The following is a 20657-nucleotide window of genomic DNA, read 5'->3' as shown; positions in this document are numbered from 1 at the left end:
GATGTGCTATAATTATTTACGAAAGGATGAATGAAATGTCACAACTTAATTTTTCAATTGGAACATTTTCTCAATGCATGAGTTTCTCTCCACAAAATATTAAAATCGATAATTTTGAAGACTACACACTCTATTGTATTGACTGTGAAAATGTTCAACAATTTGACACAAACACACTAAAAGCCACAAGTCCTAGCGTCTTCTTTTTCTTTGGAAACTTTGAAAAAATAGGGCTAAAGTGCTGGCAACAAATCTTTGCGATTGCCCAGGATTTCCCAAATTCTTATTGTTTCAATACACACCAAAGCCAAAAGAATTTTGCGGACATCTATTGCGCTACTTTACTTGGACAAATTGTTGCCAATATAGTCCCTAAAAAAATTCTTCTTGTCACAAATGATCAAGGATTTCAAGGTATTAAGCAAGCCTTGTTGTTCCAAGGAAAAGACATCGACATTGAAATCTTACAGACAAGAGACCCGTTCTTGTTGCCTTTAAAGGAAGAAACGCCTAAGTCTCAACCAAAACAGACACAAAAACAAAAGAAACAAACAAATACCTCAAAGCCAAATGAAGCACGCGATGAAGAGGTAATAGAAGCATTAAAGAAATATCCAAAAATCAATACCCGCTATGCATCTATTGATGATTTAAGTAAGTATTTAATGCCCATCTTAGCGAACAAACAAAAGAAGTGTAAACTTTCCAAATGGATTGAGAGTGACTACGCAAAAAAAGTTGGGCGCTATAAAAAAGATTCGAAAGGAAAATATTATAAATTAAAATGATAAAAACAATATATTTAGCTGGAGGCTGCTTTTGGGGTGTGCAGCACTATTTCGATCAATTTGATGGTATTCTAAAGACGACCGTTGGCTATGCAAATGGAAATAGTGAAAACCCGAAATATAAAGATGTGAAAGCAGGACTTACAGGTCATGCAGAAACATTAGAAATCCAATATGATGACAACGTGATTTCACTTTCTAAGATTTTAGACTTATACTTTGACATTATTAATCCAGTATCCGTCAATCAACAAGGTGAAGATATTGGCATTTCCTATCGTACAGGCATTTATTATTTGGGTGAGACCGATTTAAAAACAATCCAAACGAAATACAATGAAATTCAAGAGAAATATGATTTAGCACTAGCGGTCGAAGTTGAACCATTAAGAAACTTTTTTAACGCAGAAGAATACCATCAAAAATACTTGGATAAAAATCCAGGTGCCTATTGTCACATTCCTGCATCAAAATTTAAGAAGGGACTTTAATTAGCCCCTTCTTTTATTGTGCATCCCGCAACATATCCTGTTGTCCAGGCAATCTGTAAATTGTATCCTCCTGTCTGTGCATCCAAATCCAATACTTCACCCACAAACTTTAAGCCTTTAATTTTCTTAGATTCCATTGTCTGAGGCTGAATCTGATTTGTCTTGATTCCACCCACAGTAATCATAGCCTGATCAAATCCGGCAAAACTAGACACTTCAAAATCTAAACATTTCAATAATTCACTAATACTTCTTCTTTGTGCTTTCGTTGTTTCATTGGCTTTTAAAGAATCATCAACATTTAAACGATCCATGATATATTGTACCAATCTCTTAGGAATCATCATTTCAAGTATGTGATTCAATTGTTTATTTGAAGAACGATTCATTCTTTCTAGTAAAAATGCATCCACTTCATCAATTGATTTATCTGGAATTAAATCAAATATGATTTTGTCAGGTTTTTTATTAATCACATAGCTTGACATGGACAAAATACCTGGTCCGCTAAAACCTTCATGAGTAAACAAAATGTCTCCCAAATGTTTATATAAAACTTTTTTATCTTTCTTTGCTTGAATACCCACATTCTGCAAAGAAAGACCTGCTAAATCAAAGATTTCTTTTGTTCGTAAAGAAACCAATCCAGGATATAAATCACTGACTTTGATATCTAATGTATGCGCCCATTTATATCCATCGCCACTACTTCCAGTCGACACAAAAGACTTTCCACCTGTCGCAACAATCACTACATCGAACGAATACAAACCTTTATCTGTTTTGATTCCAACAACTTTATCATCTTCAACCATTAAATCTGTACATGCTTCATCCATATGTAGAATCACATTATTTTTGCGTAATAATTCCACAAACAATAAAACAACATCCTGACTTGAATTCGAACCAGGAAACATACGCCCATGATCTTCTTCAACGGTAGGTAAACCATTGGATTTTAAAAATTGAATCATATCCAAATTAGAGAATTGTGAGAAAGGACTATATAGAAATTTTTCATTATGCACAATATGCTTGAAAAATTCATCCTTTGAACAACTGTTTGTAACGTTACAACGTCCATGTCCTGTAAGTTGCAACTTCTTTCCTAATTGTTTATTTTTCTCAAACAACTCCACTTGGTGACCGACTAAGCTTGCGGTATAGGCAGCCATCAATCCAGATGGTCCTCCACCAATTACGCATACTTTTAACATAAAATCCCACTTTCTTCTAAATAGATAGCTAATCCATCATGCTCATTATCCTGTTTTGTGATGGCATCAGCACAAGCCTTTGTATCATCCGTACCATTGATCATACAAACACCACATCCTGCTACTTTTAACATATCATTATCGTTAGATGTATCTCCAAAAGCCATGACATCCTTTAAATTTATATTATTCAATTCGCATATTTTCTGTAAACCATATCCCTTATTGATTCTTTTATCGCAAAATTCCAATAATGTTGTTTGCGTTTTAAAACCATGATAATAAGGATTTGGATGTTCTTTTACCCAAGCTTCCGCCTTAGGCATATCTTCTTCTTTCATACGAAACATGATTTTTGCGTTTTCATGTGCATAGAAATCTTCTAATTTTACAACTTCCAATTCTTTATGAGATGTCGAAGCTGAATGAATCATCCAATCATCAATATGAACACAACGAATCTTTCCATCCCAATATATCATTGGATTGCATTCAACAACATTCATGATTTCCATGGTTTCTTTTAACCATTCCTTTTTCATCATAAAATAGCTATAGAATTTTTGATGTACGCCATCCCATAATTCTGCACCATTCATGCCCATCACAAAATCAAAATCAAACGGCAAGTCCCAATAAACTTTATTTCGTTTTAGTTCATCCACAGGGCGTCCTGAGGCAATCCCAAAATAAACACCTTTTTCATGAAGCTTGATCAAAGCTTCTTTTGTCCGCTGTGTTAATTCTTTCTTTTCATTGACTAATGTGGCATCAATGTCACAAATCACTAATTTTGTTGTCACTTTAAATCCTCCAATTCATAAGTAAATCCTTCGCCATCAACTTCATGAACACTATTCACAATAATAAAGGCTCTTGGATCTAACTGCATAATTTCATGTTCTAAATTGCTGTAAATTTTTTGTGGAATTACAATCATCAATACTGGTTTAGATTCATTTGTATATCCACCCTTACCTTCTAAAATTGTAACACCACGCTCCATATTGTTTAATACATGGTTTTTAATTTCAAACCATTTATCTGAAATAACCATACAATTGATTGCCGTACTTGAACCAATCAAAATTGTTTTATCAATCGCAAATCCCGATGTAAATACAGAAAGGACTCCAATCAAGGCTGGTTCTACACCATATGTAGACATTCCCAACAATACAGTCAGAGCATCAATGATCATGACTGAATTTCCTGAAGAAATATGGGTATACTTATGAATCAACAAGGCTGGAATATCCATACCTCCAGTACTTGCGTTTACTCTAAAGCATAAACCTAAACCGATTCCCGAAATCAACCCACAATAAATACTTGCCAACATGGGTTGCATGACAAATGTGTCTTTGGGAAATAAAGTTGTCACATATGTTAGTAATGAGACAAAGAATGAATAACTAAATGTTGAAATCAATGATTTCAATGCAAACGCCTTCCCCAAAAAAATTGCGCCAACAATATAGAGTCCGATCATCAATATGTTGATTAGCCATACGGATGGTATAAATGGCAATAAAGGTTTTAATGCCACGGCGACACCAGCTACGCCTCCGGTTAATGTATTATTTGGTAAAACAAAAAAAGCAACTGATATTGCTACCATAAAGTTTCCTAATAAAACAACCAATACATCTTTTACATAATTTGTTTTTTTCATAAAAGTCTCCCCAAACACCATCTATATTTTATCAAAAAAGAAGGCTTTATGAAACAAAAGAAAAAAGCTGGATTGCCCAGCTTATCTTTACAACATCTCTTTTGCGGTTTGCGTAATCAAATCAAATAATTCAATCACTTCTGGTTGTTTTTCATAACCAATCTTATCAAACAACTGATCTACGATTCCTAAAATTTTTTCATGTTGAGCTTTATAAATCTGAATCATTGAATCATTTAATGTAATATAGATTTTACGAGTATCCTGTTCACTACGAATACGCATAATCAAATCCTTTTTTTCCATGCTTGTAAGCGTACGATTCATCTGCGATTTTTGCATACGCATATAGTTACATAAATCCGTTGCCGTTACATTTTCATCTTGATTTTGATATAAATAACGACAAATCATCGATTCATTATAAGGTAAATCTGAAGTGATTCTCTCATTATTGATGACAGTCGTCATTTGAAGCCATGCTTCTAATACTTGTTCATTCTTTTTCATAACCTTATTCTAGCACAGAAATTGTGTATTTCGCATTATAATTTTGATTCACACAAATCGTTACCTTTTTGTTCTTTAAATCATATACACAAGACCATTGTGTCTTTGAGATTTTTCCCTGCTTATTCTTATGTGCATCCTGCGAACAATCGGATAAAAGCTGCATAGCCTCGGTATTTGACAACACTCCTTTTGTGGAGCTTAATTTTTCATCAATAATTTGGTAGCGGTCTTGGCCAAAATTAAATTCTGCATCTGGATTTGTAAGCAAGAAATTCGTAGCACACTGATAATTCTTGTCTGGATATACTACTTTCATTTCATCATCCACATATTCAACAACAACACTCTTTCCGGATGCATCACAAATTTGGAAATGGTAACAACTATTGGCACTTGAATGCATGTCATAAGAAGATAATAATGCTAATGCTTCATCAACATTTTTTGCCTTATCTAACATCATTCGAATGGCTGTTGTCGTTGTGATATCTACCTTTTTGGTATTCTGATTTGTTGGAGTTGTATCAATCAATAATACCCCTACCGCAAGACCTTTTTCATTCATTCCATCGAGTGGTGCATAAGGTGCTGCCAAAGTTACCAATGAATCCTTTAATGTATCTGGTAAATGTTTTTCATTATATCCTACAAATCCTAAATTCACCATTGAAACAGAAGCATACCCATTTTTAGGCTTTGTCTTTACCAATACACTTGGCGAATAATCCATATCAAAGTTGCGTCCAAATAGATATCCTGAATCTTTATTTTGTGCAATAAATGTAGAACAACCTAAATCTGGAATCTTAATACTTAATGGTAACCCCTTCATTACATGATTCACCACAAATTCGACAAGCTCTTTATCATTGTTTGCACCTTTTTCTAAAAACTCATCCAATCCATAATCCGCACTATAATCCATTGTATACATTGGATAAGCATCAATTTTTTTTAATGATTTTAATGAGCTATATTCATTATGAAACAGACAAACAATTCCTATTCCACAAATCAATAATAAACATAATATAGTAATTCCTATTTTCTTTAATAATTTCATACATACTCCTTTAGTTCATTCAGTGAACTATTAAAGTATACAATATTAGTTTACATTGTCAACTATAAAAAATAGAGATGAATCAATCATCTCTACGTCCTAATAATCGTAAAATGTATAAGAAGATATTCAAGAAATCTAAATAAAGCTGTAACGCCATATAAATCGATATCTTTTCATCTTCATACCCATTCAACATATAATTCATTTTTTGTATATCCCAAGCTGTAAGTCCGGTAAATAATAATAGGCCAATCACGCTCCATAAGCGTACATCCATGCTAACTCTAAATAGCATGAAGAAAAATTGACTAAAAATCATCGCAATCAAACCAATCAAACAAATGTTTCCCACTTTACTAAGATCCATTTTAGTCGTCTTTCCAATAATAGCTAAACATGCAAAGTAGATAGCGCTAATGCCAAAGGCTGCTGCAATCTGTCCAGCACTATATACATAAGCCAATGATGTCATATTGATTCCCATTGTAAGTGAATACACAATAAACATCGTCTTCATCTTAGAAGCGGGTGTATTACGTGATAATTGACGTCCCATTGAAATCGTTAACGAAATTTGTACGATGAACAACAATAATGAAATCATTGGAATCTGAATAATAAGCATGAATATGCCAGAAGCATACAACAAGGCCGAAGTGATTGCCGTAATTCCAAGGCCTACCATCATCCAACTGTATACTTTATATAATGAATTTGTACTTACTGAATTTGAATAATTGTTTGTATACATAAATTATTTACCTCCTATTTTTAGAGTATTTTATGTTTTTTATATATACATTACAATATACAACTCGATCAAAATGACTATTATATCCATCAATCTTGCAATAAGAAATCTTGCAGATGTACGATTTTAATTCCCTCATCGTTTCCAACGTCTAAATCATTCAATGTTACAACATACTTAGGATAATTATCTGGGATATCCTTCAAATTCGCAGTTTCACGATCTGAATTTTCAGGTAATTGAACACAGACTTGTACATAGATTTTTTCATCTCTTAAAATACCGACAAAATCGATTTCCTTAGATCCTAATTTTCCAACGTATACATCATAGCCACGTCTTTTTAGTTCTAAATATACAATATTTTCCATTACAGCATCTAACATATTTCGATTATATCCAAACAAGGCATATTTCAATGAAACATCGGCCAAATAATATTTTTCTTGTGTTTTCAAAATGTTTTTACCCTGTAAATCATATCGCCTACAAGGATAAATAATAAAAGCTTGTTCTAAACATCTTAAATAATTATATATACTTTCATTTGAAAGTTGTCGATTCTCACTCTTTAAAAATTTAGAAATTGAATTTGCCGAGAATGTCTTGCCTGTATTTTCTACCACATATTTTACAACACGATCAAACAATTCTTGTTTATGAATGCGATGACGATTTACGATATCTCTAGAAACAACGGTATAATATATACCATTCACAATTTGATATGCCGTATTTGATTCATACTCATTTAATGCGACAACAGGAAAACCGCCAAATCGTATATACTTATTTAGCAACTCTCTTTTTGATAATTGACTCTTAGATTTAAATTTTAAGTACTCACTAAACGACAACGTATATACAGGTATTTGTACATATCTTCCGGTTAGATAAGTTGAGATTTCACTCGACATTAATTTTGAATTTGATCCAGTAACATAAATATCGAAATTTCCTTTTTCTAACAAAGAATTCACCGCTTTTTCCCATCCCGATATTTCTTGAATCTCATCTAAAATCAAATATGAATATGCATTATCCTTTGTTGCACAAACAAGTTCATCATACATTTGTTTAGCCGTAATATTTTGCGCTATATCCATATCTGTATATCTTTTACTGATAATACATTTCTCTTCAACACCTCGCAAAATCAATTCTTCTTTCAACATCTCAAAGATTGTTGATTTTCCACAACGCCTTATACCAGATAAGATTTTCACTAAGGGTTGTTCAATAAATGGAGTTATAGCTTCTATATAATTTGGTCTATTAATAATCACAACATCACCTTCTTTATTACAAGTATACCAAAAATTGTTATGTGTTTTAAATAGTTTTTCATGGTATACCTTAAAAACTATCTTAGTTTATAAACTTTTTCATATTAAAAAGAGAATGTATTTCTACACTCTCTTACTTAATATCCAATTCAATAGGCTCATCCATCGTATCACTGACGTATTTGCCATTCTTTTTTCTTTGTTTCACGCACTCTGTCAACAAATATTCAATTTGTCCATTGACACTGCGAAAATCATCTTCTGCCCATGAAGCAATTTGATCATACAATTTTTTTGAAAGACGCAAAGGAATCTGTTTCTTTTCCATTAATATAAGCTACCAGAATTGACAACTGGCTGCGCATCATGGTTTGCACAAAGTACGACTAACAAGTTAGAAACCATAGCCGCTTTCCTTTCTTCATCCAATTCTACAACCCCATTTTCATTCAAACGATCCAATGCCATTTCAACCATACCAACAGCTCCATCCACAATCATCTTACGTGCATCAATGATAGCACTTGCCTGTTGTCTTTGTAACATTACCGCTGCAATTTCTGGTGCATAAGCTAAGTATGTGATTCTGGCCTCAATGATTTCAATGCCTGCATCTTTTACTTTACTTTGAATTTCATCACGAATTCTAGAGGCAACCACTTCACTAGAACCTCTAAGACTTCCTTCATCGGCAATACCATCTCCTGTTGTATCTACATTTTCAGCTACATCATAAGGATAAATACGCACAATATTTCTTAATGCACTATCACATTGTAAAGAAAGATATTCCTTATAGTTATCTACATTAAATACAGCTTTTGCGGTATCTGTCACACGCCACATAACGGCAATTCCAATCTCAACAGGATTTCCTAAACAATCATTGATCTTTTGGCGGTTGTTGTTTAAAGTCATGATTTTCAAAGATACTTTTTTAGAAGCCATTTCTACCGTTCCATTATTTTGAGCTTGGAAAATACTTTTCTTCGTACCATCATCCACATCGCCACTCTGATTTAATTTTGTCTTTGCGGCAGGATTCACAGCCTGACAAAAAGGATTAACATAGTAGAATCCAGCATCTTTTAAAGTACCTACATATTTACCAAACAAAGTTAAGACTAAAGCTTCTTGTGGCTTTAATACTTTTAAACCAAGAAATGGAATCCAACCAATACATAGCCATACAACACCAATAATAAAGAATGGCCAAACTAATGCTGCACCAAGTATTGTCACCAACAAGGCTACAAGATATAAAACGATCCACAATATCATCATGGCCATGCCATTCTTTTTGTTGCTTAAAACTTTTTCTGTCACGATAAGCACCTCCTGATACCTATATGATATCATTTTGATATCTGTTGTCAATAATAAAAAAGATGGGAATGACCCACCTTTAAAAATTATAGACTTTTATGTAAAGTTTCAAGAACTGTCTTAAGATCATTTACACCCATTTGACCTGGAGCACTCGCCTTTTTAGCTGCACCAAAAGTTAAACAAGAACCAAACACTTCACCAGCTAAACGAGAAATTACACCAGTTGCTGCCATAGACATTGTGATGATTGGACGATCGGCATGTTCTTCTACCATTTCATTTGTAGCCGATAATAATGTCAATACATCCTTTTTAGATTGAGGCATAACTGCAATCTTAGGAATGTCTGCACCCTTTTCTTGCATAGCACACAAACGAGAAATGATTTCTTCTTTAGATGGTGTTTTAAAGAAGTCATGGTTCGACATGATTACTTTTACTCCATTTTCATGCGCTGTCGTTACAATCGTTTCAACTTCTGAATCCCCAGTATATAATTCAACATCCACTGCATCTACATATCCACTTTTGGCAACTGCACAATTTAATTCTACGTAGTATTCAGTAGATACTTCTAATTCTCCACCTTCTTTTTTAGAACGGAAAGTAGCTAATACTGGAGTTTCTTTAAATGCTTCACGCAATTCTTTTGCCATTTCAACTACTTCATTTGTGTCTTCAACACCATCAAACCAATCCATACGCCATTCAATAATATCAGCTGGTGTATCAAGAATAATTTTAGCTTGTTCTAAAACATCTTCTTTACTCTTTCCACAAATAGGAACACAAATCTTTGGTACACCTGCACCAAATTCAACATTTTTCATTGTTACCGTATTCATTTTTTATTCTCCTTTATTCATATTTTTTGTATATGCATCAAACAACGCATCACCGACTTGTTGTCTGATATCTTCATAAATTGAACTTGAACGGTTTCTCATTTCATTTAAAACTTCTTGTGATAAATTGATTTCTAGTGTACCACTCTCTTTAATGATATTTAAACGATTCGATACACGTTTATCACATTGTTCACGCGAATAATCACGTGCATTTTGGGCTGCTTGATCTACAATCTTTTTGTCCTTATCTGACAAATGATTATAAAAATCTTCATTAACGATCATAGAAAGTAAATGTGGTAAATGATTGGTCTTCACAACATAATCCTGTTGCTCATAGATTTTTCCAGATACAATGACTTCATATGGATTTTCTTGCGCATCAATCGTTCCTTGCTGCAAACCAATGTACACTTCACTAAAGGCCATTGGCGTAGGATTCGCTCCAATTTCCTGCCAGAAGGCTAAGTGATACTTGTTTTCCATTGTACGAATCTTTTGCCCTTTAAAATCTTCTATAGACTCAATCTTTTTATTTGTCGTCATGACACGGAAGTTTTGATCACTCATCGCAAGCAATCTTACACTATGTTCAGAATATACTTTATTGATTAATTTCATAAACTCTTCATCATCTAAAGTACTTCTTAAATCTTCAATATTCGTATAAGCCATAGGTAAATCGAAAATCGCTAATTTTGCGATAAAGTTAGCTTGAGGAGCCGTATTTTGTACTACAAATGGGATATCTCCATTTATACAGCTTTCTACAAGCTCTCTATCCCCACCAACAGTGCCGTTGTGATAAGCTTTGATTTGAATTTGTCCATTCGATAATCGCTCTACTTCTTCAACAAACTTATTTGTGAAAATACCCGTTACTGTATCGGCTGGTGAATCATTGGCAATGATCCAAGGAAAAGATTGACTTGCCTTTGCAGGATCATCTTCTTTAGCAACACAAGCCGTTAATGAAAAGGCAGTTATCATAGAAATTAAAATTGATACTATTTTTTTCATACGTACCTCCTATGCGACTAATGCCAGTGAAATTTGTGGAATAAATGTAATCAATAACAAAGCGATAAAGAAGAAACCAATCAATGGCAATGCTTTTTTCGCAATATTCATTACTGGAATATCCACTAGAGAACTAGCTACAAATAAATTGATTCCAATTGGTGGTGTCACAAAGCCAATGGCTAAGTTCACAACCATAATGATTCCAAAGTGTACCGAATCTACACCAACACTTTGAGCAATTGGAAGTAGGATTGGTGTCAAAATCAAGATAGCGGGGCTTGTATCCATTACCATACCTACAATCAACAACAAGATATTGATTACAATCAATACAGCTACTTTTTCATGAATTGTATTCAAGATAAAGTTTGCCGCTGTATCCGGAATTTGAAGTAGTGTAATAATTCTTGAAAATGCAACGGCCGAGGCAAGAATAAATAAGATTGGTGCAAATGTTTTGATAGATTCTACAAATACATCATATAAATCTTTTACATGCAAAGATTTATAGATAAATAACGAAAGAAATAAAGCATAGAAAACTGATATAACGGCCGCTTCTGTCGGACTTGCCACACCCGAATAGATACATCCTAAAATGATGACAGGTGTAAGTAGTGCCCAAAAGCTATCAAAGAACACTTTCTTAAATCCTTTATCATGAAGAGCATTTACTTCTGCATCGATTTTATCTTTATCTTCTCCATGCTTTTTACAATAGTAGAAGGCATAAATCATTAATAATGCAGCAATCAATAAGCCTGGAACAATACCGGCCATAAACATTCTTCCTACACTCGTACCACTTGCCATACCATATAAGATAAATGGAATGCTTGGTGGAATGATGACGCCAAGGCCTCCTGCAACCGCAACAATGGCTGTGACAAACGTCTTATCATAACCAAGTTTTACAAGCAAAGGAATCGTCATACTACCTACAGCTGCAACTGTTGCAGGAGCACTTCCTGAAATAGCACCATAGAATAGACATGTGATAATCGCAGCACATGGCATTCCGGAAGTTCTTTTTCCAATAAAGAAAGAAAACACATCAAATAATTTTTTACTTACGCCACCTTTTGCCATCAAGATACCAGAAAGCACAAACATAGGAACGGCTAATAGCGGAAAGGAATCAATTCCTCCAAACATAGCACGAATAATGTATTCTGGTGAAATAGTAAAGTTAGGATCTAATATAGATGGGGCCAAAGAAACAATACTAAGAGTAGATGATATAGGAACGGACAATAATAAAAGCACAACAAATAATATAAATACGGCAATAGCTAACATTATCTTCCCTCCCTTGGATCTTGATCAATAATTTTCTCATTATTCAACATACGTTTCACATTCTCTACTTCACATATAATTTGTTGAAAAGAACGTATTGTGGCCAAAACAAATCCAACAAATGGCGCACATTGAACGTATGGCATTGGAAGTTGTAAAGCAGGGCTTGTCTGTTTTGAGGCAATTGATAACATCAAAAATTTGTATCCATGAATACTCAAATAAAAGAAGAGTACAAATAACAATATATTTAACAATAATTGTGCAAATACATAAGCTTTTTTAGGAAACATATTGATAACTTGATCAACCTTAATGGAAATCCATCGTTTAATGCAGTAGCTAATACTGATAAAACAAGACCAGATAAACATGTATCTTGTGAGTTCTTCAGACCAGCTTAAAGAAAAATTCAGTACATAGCGACAGAACACCTGAATTCCCATAATGCATGCCATTGCCACAAGCAATACAATAAGTAGAATTTCCTCTAACTTGTCGTCGAGCAATTTTATAACTTTCAATCTATCACATCCTTTTTTTCATTATTTTAGCAAAAACACGGTACTTTTGTACCGCATTTTATTCATAATTAATCTTGCGCAACTAAATTTTTGTATCGTAAATTTACGTATAATCCAAGTAATACACCAACTGCGGTTAATACAATATTCATTGTCATAACGCCACTTGGTGTCATGTTACCTGCAGCTGTTAAGATTGTATAGTTACATAGACTTGAAGCAATCATAACCAATGCAGTTACTGTACCTTTAATTTTAGGGAAGATCATATTACATACGGATGTAGCAATTTGTAGTAATCCACCGGCACCAGCCCATCCAATTACGAATGCACCGATTGTACACATTGTCTGACTTGGAGCAACCAATACAATGATCAACATAGCTAAACAAATAGCTGGATACGCCAAGATGAAACGAACATCTTTAATTTTACGAATTAAGAATGAAGTCACGACTAAAGCAATCATAGTTCCCATTGAATAGTATGTCTGCATAGCGCTAGGATCAGCCCATCCTGCAACATCTTTCGCAAAGTTTTGTGCACAGTTTAACCATAATTGGAATGTTCCTGTACAAGTAAATCCGATTAAAATCATTGCGATAGATTCAATTGAGAAGTGTGTTTCTTTCATGCTGGCAATTAAGCCTTGTTTCTTTTCTCCATTTGCTGAATCTGTATCTGGCATCGGGCAGAATAGAATCAACGCTGCAAGTACTAGATAAGCAATTCCACAAACCCAGAATAAGTGATTATAAGAAGTAGCTCCAGTCGCTGTTGTGCTTACAGCCATACCTAAGAAGAATGGCAAGAACATTTGGCTAACTGAAATGAAGAATTTGATTCCCATTGTTGCAACACCAGGTGCATCGCTAATTGCCTCTGCAACGGCAGGATAGATTCCTGTATCCAAGAATGAGTTTGCGATACCACCAACGATGGCACATACATAGGCAATTGTATATCCTCCGTTTGCTCCTGCATTAAATGCGAAGACTAAACCAATCATATATACAGCATAACTTAATCCACCAATAAACATAGAAATTTTACGTCCCAATTTATCCGATAATGGACCCGCAAAAGGAAGAGCGACTAAACGTCCAAGTCCTAATGCAGCCGAAATTTTTGTGATTGACATTGGGTCACATCCCCAGCTTGTCGCAAGTGATTCTTTAATCACAGCTTGTCCAAGTACTGAACATCCAACACCATGAATAAAGTAGTTCAAGTACATAATAAGGACGGAAGGTAAATATTTTTTATCTTTCATATTCTCTTTTCTCCTATACTCTCTAATTAAAAATCAAATCCCATTACTTTTTTAATGTGATCGACTGGCATTTCTTTTCCAGTCCATAGTTCGAATGCTGCAGCACCTTGGTAAAGCATCATTGGGAAACCATTTAATGTTTTACATCCAACACTTTCAGCCATTTCCAACAATTTAGTTTTTGCAGGTGCATACACTGTATCTGTTACAATCAAGTCTTCACGTAAGAATGAAGTATCTGGTAACCAAGTTTGTCCTTCTAAAGGTTTCATGCCCATACCAGTCGCATTTGTTAAGATGTAACTTGATTCAATTTCTTTACGCAATGCTTCTTTGTCATCTAAATCAAATAATTTAGCTTTACAGTTTGTGTTTTTGTTGATTTTTTCAACAGTTTCTTCAGCATTTGCCCAGAATTTATCTTTACGGTTGAAGATTGAAATTTCAGCAACACCATCTAATGCAGCTTGAATTTCAATAGCTGTTGCAGCTCCACCAGCTCCAGCAATTGTCATTTTCTTACCAATCGCATCGATTCCCGCATCTTTTAAACCTTTCATGTATCCAACACCATCTGTAATAGTTCCTGTTAATACACCATTGTCATTTACTACTGTATTTACAGCTCCACACATTTCAGCAGCTGGAGTCAATTTATCTAAGTATTTTCCGATAACAGTTTTGTTAGGCATTGATACGTTCCATCCACGAACTTTCATAGCTCTAAAACCTTTAACTGTATCTTCCAAAGTATCATTATCTACTTCGAATGCAAGATAAGCATAATCTAAACCTAATTTTGCGAACGCTTCATTGTGCATCTTTGGTGATGATGAATGGCGAATAGGGTATGCGATCAACCCAATTAATTCTGTGTGTCCTGTAATTCTTTCACTCATGTTCTTTTCCTCCTAAAGTGATTTTATTCTAAGTATCCCTTTGTTTTTAATGTGTTTAAAATGTTGCGTCCTTCTGCTGTACCATCAATGATACGACGAGCACGAACGCTATCACCAATATTAACGATTTCTACGTTTTTGTCTTCAAAACTTTCTGTTAAGTCTTTCATCAATGGTGAATAGCTACGCATTCCTAAACAAACGAATCCATAATCAAAGTCTAATTGTTCGTTTTGATCATTACGTTTTACAATAAAGTGATCTGGATGAACTTCTTGCAGTGCTGTTGATGTTAAGATATTTACATGATTCTTTTCTAATAATGCATATGTACCTACTTTAGTAACGATATCTAAATCTTTACCTACAACTGGAAGCATTTCTACGATAGAAACATCAGCCTTACGATTTGAGAAGAATTCAACTACATCAAGACCTACGGCTCCCCCACCGACAACAACAACTTTTTTTCCTTCCATATCCATTGGATAGTTATCGATATTGTTGATCATGCCTAAGATTCCTTTTACGCCGCTTTGTGGACGATCAATATTTTCGCGCAATCCAGTAATTGGAGGTAATAAAGGAGTTGATCCTGTTGCGTTGACAATTACGTCTGGTTTTAAAGCTTCTACCAATGGAATTGTAGCTTCTGTATTTGTGAATGTGATTAAGTTTTTCAATTTACTAGCACGACGAATCAAGTAGTCTGGAAAATCTCTTAAACGTTTCTTTTCTGGAATTTTAGAAATTTCAACACTCAATCCACCTAAATGATCTTCTTTTTCAATTAAGAATGTCATACACCCTACTTCTGCAGCTGTACATGCGGCTTCAAGACCTGCAGTACCTCCACCAATAACGACAACATTACATGGTTTCTTTACTTTTTGGTTCTTATAAGCTTCCCCTTCATTTACACTAGGGTTGATTGTACAACGGATTGGACGATTTAATCCAATACGGTGACCACTACATCCGATGTTACAAGAAATACATTTACGAACTTCATCTAAACGTCCTTCTTTCACTTTTAATGGCCATTGAGGATCCGCTACAAATTGACGTCCTAAACCGATGAAGTCTGCTTGTTCAGATTCAATAATTTTATTTGCGACTTTTGGATCACGAATATTACCTACTGTAATAACTGGTTTATTGAATTTTTCCTTAACCGCAGTCGCCAAATAAGTTCTCCAACCATCTTTTAAGTAGTTGGCATCAATTTGGTATTGAATTGAATCTACAAGTCCACAAGAAACATCGACAATATCAGCTTCTTCTTGGAAGTATTCTAATAAATGTAAAGTATCTTCCAATGTATTTCCACCTGGTAAGAATTCATCTGCACTAATACGAATCAAGATTGGGAAGAATGGTCCAACTGCTTCACGTACAGCTTTTAAAATCAACGATGCAAAACGCGCACGGTTTTCACAGCTTCCACCAAATTCATCTGTTCTATTATTCGTTAATGGTGATAAGAACTGACTAATTAAATAAGAGTGTCCACAGTGGATTTCAACAGCATCAAATCCAGCAATCTGAGCACGCTTAGCCGCTTTGGCATAGCTTTCAACAATTGAATAAATTTCATCTTTTGTCAAAGGACGAGGAATTGCTCCACCTTTTTTATTTGGTAAATCACTAGCAGATACTGGCTGCATGTTGATTCTTTCAGCAACAGCACTTGCACCTGCATGGTTTAACTGAACGGCAATCTTAGTGTCGTGTTTGTGGATTGTTTCCGTTAATTTGAACATTCTAGGAATGTAGCTATCTAAATCTAAACGTAACTGAGTTGTTCCATTTGATCCTGCCGGATAATCAACACATGCGTTTTCAACGATGATTAAACCAGCTCCACCTTGTGCTCTTTGTTCATAATAATCAATGTGCAAAAAACTCATTTCCCCTGTGTTTTCTGCGAAGTTTGTCCCCATTGGAGTCATAACAATACGGTTTGGAATTGTACATCTTCTGACTTCTAATGGTTGAAATAATGAATTAAACTTTCCCATTTTTCCCTCCTAAATGTTAACTAATTCACAAGACATCTTTATTATAATTTTTTAAACATATTGAAACAATTACGTTTTATCTATTTATTTATAGATTTTTTCTATACATTCATTTATACTAAATCTAGGAGGATACCATGAATCTTAACCATTTATATTACTTTAAAATGCTTGCTGAAACTGAACACTATACACAAGCTGCCAACATGTTAGATATTACTCAGCCTTCCCTTTCCCATGCCATTTCGCAATTAGAGAACGAATTAAATTGTTACTTATTTGAAAAACAAGGAAGAAACATTCGTCTAACAAAATATGGTAAAATTTTCTATGAATATGTCACAAAAGGCTTGAGTGAAATTGAACTTGGACAAAAAAAGATTGATGCCATCACTTCCCCTAATCAAGGATGGATCAACCTAGCTTTTATTTATACACTTGGATATCGTTATGTTCCACATTTAATTCAACATTTCCACTTTGATAAAAACAATAGTAAGATTAAATTCACTTTAAAACAAGGAAGCACAAGTGCCTTATTGGATGGTCTTGAAGAAGAAAAGTACGATTTAGTTCTTTGTTCCTATCAAGAAAATCGAAATAATATCAATTTTGTTCCCATCACAACGGAAGAATTAGTTGTCGTAGTATCAAAATTAAATCCATTGGCTTTAAAGAATGAAATTGATTTGCAGGAACTTCAAAATGAATATTTTATTTATTATAGTAAGCACAGTGGATTAAGACCATTGATTGATGATTTATTTCATTCCAACAATATCGATCCAAACATTCTGTTTGAAGTCGAAGAAGACAGCGCCATCCTTGGTTTAGTTGATATTAACTATGGTGTAGCAGTTGTACCAAACATTCCCATGATTGATCATTTCCATTTAAAGAAGTTAAAAATCAAGAATCCACAAAAGAAACGTATTATTTATATGGCTACAGTAAAAAATAGATATGCACCTCCTGCTGTGCATTCATTTTGTAACTTCATTGTTCAAAACTCCAATATAGATTAAAGAAGAGATCACAAATCGATCTCTTCTTTTAGTCTAATAATAAATTTTCATATTAAATACAGTTTTTTTAGAAAGTAACACCCGCTAAAGCCAATGTACTAAAGTATACAAGGTCAAATTATTGAAATAATATGTATTAATCCTTTGTAAAATAACATCGATATAGTAATTCAATCATTGTTTTATATGAAATTTCTTTTATCCCTATTGTCTTTAAATCTACATTATCATTTTCAACCAATCCCAAAAATTGCTTCATGTCTTCTAGAATTTCTGCACTAACCATTTATCTAGTATCTAATGCAATCACTTGAGCTAATCGAAAAACATCATTTTTATGTTTCTTTATATTTTTACTATCGACATGTTCCCCATTTTTCTTTCGCATAGACAGATCAAGATAAGCTTTCATCTTAAATGGTATCAAGCATGTTGGTCTAAGCACCGGAATTCCATCTACAATTATTTGTCCAGTTTTCAACAATTCATAATACTCTTCATTTAAAAGAATTGCTGATAAACTTGATACTTCTTCATCTATTGGAAGTGGAGTTAGATATGCATCATCCTCTAAAATTATATAGTCTGGATTTCTTGAAAAGATTTCGATCATAAATGGATATTCATTACTTTTCGGTGATGTGAAACGATAAAATTGAGCATTTTGAGTACTCTTATTTATATGTGAATACTCGGCTTCTTTAATATATTTCCAAAACACTTTGCCAAATTCATACGTAATGGATTCAACAATTAAAGCAATATCCAAATCTTTAGTTGCACGAAAAGGAAGTTCTTCACTTTCCACACATGAAGAAATAATAAAAAAAACACGATAATTAAAGGCTTATTTGAAGTATAAATAAGTTTGAATTGTTTGTTTTTACGCCTGATTTGCGCCTAGAATTTTAAAAAGTAGAATATTGACTTGTAAAATGGTATGCAAAATTGTATGCCATTTTTTTAAAATTAATAGGTTATAATGAGTGTATAGAAAAAAGGTGAAAAAATGGAAAAAAAACTAGATACTAATATGTATGTTTATTTTGGTTCTGAGCATTATGATAGAGAACTATTTAAAAATGATAAAAATTTAAATATACCAAAGTTTAGCTTGATTGGATTTTCTTTAAAGTCTAAAAATGGATGGAGAAAATGGCGTGATGATAATGACATGAATAGTGTAAGTAAATATGATTATTTTTGCTTTAGAATAAATAACAATAACTTGGCATTGGAAAACATAGATGATATAAAATAACTTCCTCATTACACAAATAAGGGGAGATATAGTATAGATTATGAAGCACTTTTAAAAATGGATTATCCGATTTATGCGTTGCATATGAAAAGCAAGGTAGCTAAATATTTGTTGGGAATTGAATATGATTGTGCCTTGGTATTAAGTGATGTTTGCTTAATAGAAAACTATAGTGCTAAAGGTACAGATAATCCTATTATTTTTAACAATATATGTCCATTATATGTCCATTGAAGTATAATAAGCGATTAGTTGGAGAAAAAGAAATTCTATACTTTGAATGCAAATTTAATGATAGGAAGTATATATATTGTGAACAAGCTGACGAATATTATAGCTTTAAATATTTGATAGTTTGTTTATTAAGTGGAGAGATTGTGGAAACTTTAGGATATTATGAAAAAGAATTATTCACTATTTGTGAGGAGATTATGATAGAAAGTGCTAAAGAAATTTAACAAGATGACTATCATATTGAATTTTAAGTACTTTTATGATATTTTAAATTTTGGGTGGGTGATTAAGTATATGTATAAATATCGATATTGTATAACAACTGCAAAAAAAATTGACAATTTAGTTACTTATTCAAAAGAGATTGAAAAATGTATTGATGTATTTAATGAAGCTTCTAGACATGCAAGAAATTATAAAAATATAATTACTCCAGTAAAATTTGATAATTCTAGTGTCGAATTTATCTTAGAATCAGAAAACGATTTAGGAGATAATCCTTCTTTACGCCCTCTTTTGTTATTATCAAAATTATTACTAGATATAGAGGGGTTAAATGAATACTATATAAATAAGAGATTTTTAAAAATTTTGGTATCTAAAAGAATATCTATTGATAATCTAGAAGTTAAACTAAGCGATAAAGAAGTTTTTAAATGTTTAGTTGATGTATATATGAATAACGAAAAGTTAACACCCTATATGAATAAACTGAATAAAGATATAAAACAAGATATATATAAATTAGTAGAAGAATATCTAGAAAAAAAAGAATAGAATAAAAGAAATCACTTTATATAAAGGTGATTTTTTTTATGCATTATATCACTGAGTTAACTAACGTACATTAATAGCAACATAATAGATGTAACAAAATACTCGCGTACAATACAAATATATGATATCATGATGAAGAGGTGATAAATATGAATAAAGAATACTTGGATTTAATTTATGAAAATGAAGGTGAAGAAGAAGTTAAAAATGCAATACTTTTTGAGGATGAATGGATTGACATTAATGAAGAAGCATGGGAATTGTAAGTTAAAAGAAGGATGAAGTTATGTATAAAAATGGCTCTGTCACAACAAATGGTTGATTTTTGACGAGAAATAGCGTATAATAATAGT

General features: G+C 33.2%; 24 protein-coding genes. 6 read left to right on the top strand and 18 right to left on the bottom strand.

Annotated features, from left to right (window positions below; translation table 11 throughout):
• Positions 1–35: 35 nt before the first annotated feature.
• Both KTQ83_RS05000 and msrA read left to right on the top strand, forming a co-directional pair.
• Positions 36–788 (top strand): hypothetical protein, encoded by a 753-nt coding sequence (locus KTQ83_RS05000; RefSeq protein WP_217256163.1) that lies wholly within the window; start codon positions 36–38, stop codon positions 786–788.
• The gene (gene msrA, locus KTQ83_RS04995) at positions 785–1279 is read left to right on the top strand and encodes a peptide-methionine (S)-S-oxide reductase MsrA (protein WP_117924154.1); all 495 of its coding nucleotides are present in this window, start codon (positions 785–787) and stop codon (positions 1277–1279) included. Before KTQ83_RS05000 ends, msrA begins: the two co-directional genes overlap by 4 nt.
• Here the strand turns inward: msrA and KTQ83_RS04990 are convergent.
• From KTQ83_RS04990 to KTQ83_RS04915, 16 genes are all read right to left on the bottom strand, one after another.
• The gene (locus tag KTQ83_RS04990; protein WP_117924152.1) at positions 1276–2499 is read right to left on the bottom strand and encodes a BaiN/RdsA family NAD(P)/FAD-dependent oxidoreductase; all 1224 of its coding nucleotides are present in this window, start codon (positions 2497–2499) and stop codon (positions 1276–1278) included. The two genes, msrA and KTQ83_RS04990, sit on opposite strands and share 4 nt — an antisense overlap.
• Complete coding sequence (locus tag KTQ83_RS04985) at positions 2493–3302, bottom strand: Cof-type HAD-IIB family hydrolase (RefSeq protein ID WP_117924150.1); 810 nt, start codon at positions 3300–3302, stop codon at positions 2493–2495. The genes KTQ83_RS04990 and KTQ83_RS04985 overlap by 7 nt, the downstream gene beginning before the upstream one ends.
• Positions 3299–4174: a YitT family protein gene (locus KTQ83_RS04980; protein WP_244975777.1), complete on the bottom strand. Its 876-nt coding sequence runs from the start codon at positions 4172–4174 to the stop codon at positions 3299–3301. Before KTQ83_RS04980 ends, KTQ83_RS04985 begins: the two co-directional genes overlap by 4 nt.
• Before the next feature lie 87 nt (positions 4175–4261).
• A complete protein-coding gene (locus KTQ83_RS04975) occupies positions 4262–4684 on the bottom strand; it encodes a MarR family winged helix-turn-helix transcriptional regulator (protein WP_217256161.1) in 423 nt (140 codons plus the stop codon).
• Positions 4685–4688: 4 nt separating this feature from the next.
• Positions 4689–5750 (bottom strand): carcinine hydrolase/isopenicillin-N N-acyltransferase family protein, encoded by a 1062-nt coding sequence (locus KTQ83_RS04970; protein WP_217256160.1) that lies wholly within the window; start codon positions 5748–5750, stop codon positions 4689–4691.
• Between the two features lie 82 nt (positions 5751–5832).
• The gene (locus KTQ83_RS04965; protein ID WP_117924142.1) at positions 5833–6504 is read right to left on the bottom strand and encodes a Bax inhibitor-1/YccA family protein; all 672 of its coding nucleotides are present in this window, start codon (positions 6502–6504) and stop codon (positions 5833–5835) included.
• A gap of 89 nt (positions 6505–6593) precedes the next feature.
• The gene (locus KTQ83_RS12625) at positions 6594–7790 is read right to left on the bottom strand and encodes an ATP-binding protein (RefSeq protein WP_217256159.1); all 1197 of its coding nucleotides are present in this window, start codon (positions 7788–7790) and stop codon (positions 6594–6596) included.
• A gap of 133 nt (positions 7791–7923) precedes the next feature.
• A complete protein-coding gene (locus KTQ83_RS04955; RefSeq protein ID WP_117573687.1) occupies positions 7924–8118 on the bottom strand; it encodes a type II toxin-antitoxin system antitoxin in 195 nt (64 codons plus the stop codon).
• Complete coding sequence (locus KTQ83_RS04950) at positions 8118–9116, bottom strand: SPFH domain-containing protein (protein WP_217256158.1); 999 nt, start codon at positions 9114–9116, stop codon at positions 8118–8120. The genes KTQ83_RS04955 and KTQ83_RS04950 overlap by 1 nt, the downstream gene beginning before the upstream one ends.
• Positions 9117–9202: 86 nt before the next feature.
• Positions 9203–9964, bottom strand: coding sequence for a type I 3-dehydroquinate dehydratase (gene aroD / locus KTQ83_RS04945; protein ID WP_186999111.1), 762 nt, complete (start codon positions 9962–9964; stop codon positions 9203–9205).
• Positions 9965–9967: 3 nt separating this feature from the next.
• Positions 9968–10987 (bottom strand): TRAP transporter substrate-binding protein, encoded by a 1020-nt coding sequence (locus KTQ83_RS04940; RefSeq protein ID WP_186999110.1) that lies wholly within the window; start codon positions 10985–10987, stop codon positions 9968–9970.
• A gap of 9 nt (positions 10988–10996) precedes the next feature.
• Positions 10997–12289, bottom strand: coding sequence for a TRAP transporter large permease (locus KTQ83_RS04935; protein ID WP_217256157.1), 1293 nt, complete (start codon positions 12287–12289; stop codon positions 10997–10999).
• A complete protein-coding gene (locus KTQ83_RS04930) occupies positions 12289–12813 on the bottom strand; it encodes a TRAP transporter small permease (protein ID WP_117924132.1) in 525 nt (174 codons plus the stop codon). Before KTQ83_RS04930 ends, KTQ83_RS04935 begins: the two co-directional genes overlap by 1 nt.
• A gap of 68 nt (positions 12814–12881) precedes the next feature.
• Positions 12882–14087: an MFS transporter gene (locus KTQ83_RS04925; RefSeq protein WP_217256156.1), complete on the bottom strand. Its 1206-nt coding sequence runs from the start codon at positions 14085–14087 to the stop codon at positions 12882–12884.
• Positions 14088–14113: 26 nt separating this feature from the next.
• Positions 14114–14986, bottom strand: coding sequence for a shikimate dehydrogenase (locus tag KTQ83_RS04920; RefSeq protein ID WP_117924128.1), 873 nt, complete (start codon positions 14984–14986; stop codon positions 14114–14116).
• 23 nt (positions 14987–15009) lie between these two features.
• Complete coding sequence (locus KTQ83_RS04915; RefSeq protein WP_217256155.1) at positions 15010–17007, bottom strand: oxidoreductase; 1998 nt, start codon at positions 17005–17007, stop codon at positions 15010–15012.
• A gap of 137 nt (positions 17008–17144) precedes the next feature.
• On the opposite strand from KTQ83_RS04915, the gene KTQ83_RS04910 reads away from it, so the two are divergent.
• The gene (locus KTQ83_RS04910) at positions 17145–18032 is read left to right on the top strand and encodes a LysR family transcriptional regulator (protein ID WP_117924124.1); all 888 of its coding nucleotides are present in this window, start codon (positions 17145–17147) and stop codon (positions 18030–18032) included.
• Positions 18033–18168: 136 nt separating this feature from the next.
• Here KTQ83_RS04910 and KTQ83_RS04905 read toward each other — a convergent pair whose 3' ends face one another.
• Both KTQ83_RS04905 and KTQ83_RS04900 read right to left on the bottom strand, forming a co-directional pair.
• Complete coding sequence (locus tag KTQ83_RS04905; RefSeq protein WP_217256154.1) at positions 18169–18318, bottom strand: hypothetical protein; 150 nt, start codon at positions 18316–18318, stop codon at positions 18169–18171.
• Positions 18319–18840 (bottom strand): hypothetical protein, encoded by a 522-nt coding sequence (locus KTQ83_RS04900; protein ID WP_217256153.1) that lies wholly within the window; start codon positions 18838–18840, stop codon positions 18319–18321. It lies immediately after the preceding gene.
• A gap of 201 nt (positions 18841–19041) precedes the next feature.
• Between KTQ83_RS04900 and KTQ83_RS04895 the strand changes: the two genes are divergently transcribed.
• The 3 genes from KTQ83_RS04895 to KTQ83_RS04885 all read left to right on the top strand — a co-directional run bounded on the left by KTQ83_RS04895 (position 19042) and on the right by KTQ83_RS04885 (position 20304).
• The gene (locus KTQ83_RS04895) at positions 19042–19293 is read left to right on the top strand and encodes a hypothetical protein (RefSeq protein ID WP_186999106.1); all 252 of its coding nucleotides are present in this window, start codon (positions 19042–19044) and stop codon (positions 19291–19293) included.
• A gap of 212 nt (positions 19294–19505) precedes the next feature.
• A complete protein-coding gene (locus KTQ83_RS04890) occupies positions 19506–19751 on the top strand; it encodes a hypothetical protein (RefSeq protein WP_217256152.1) in 246 nt (81 codons plus the stop codon).
• A gap of 70 nt (positions 19752–19821) precedes the next feature.
• Complete coding sequence (locus tag KTQ83_RS04885) at positions 19822–20304, top strand: hypothetical protein (protein ID WP_186999104.1); 483 nt, start codon at positions 19822–19824, stop codon at positions 20302–20304.
• Positions 20305–20657 lie beyond the last annotated feature (353 nt).

The organism is Holdemanella porci (assembly GCF_019052655.1).
Lineage (GTDB): Bacteria > Bacillota_I > Bacilli_A > Erysipelotrichales > Erysipelotrichaceae > Holdemanella > Holdemanella hominis.
This window is presented reverse-complemented; position numbering and strand designations above follow the sequence as displayed.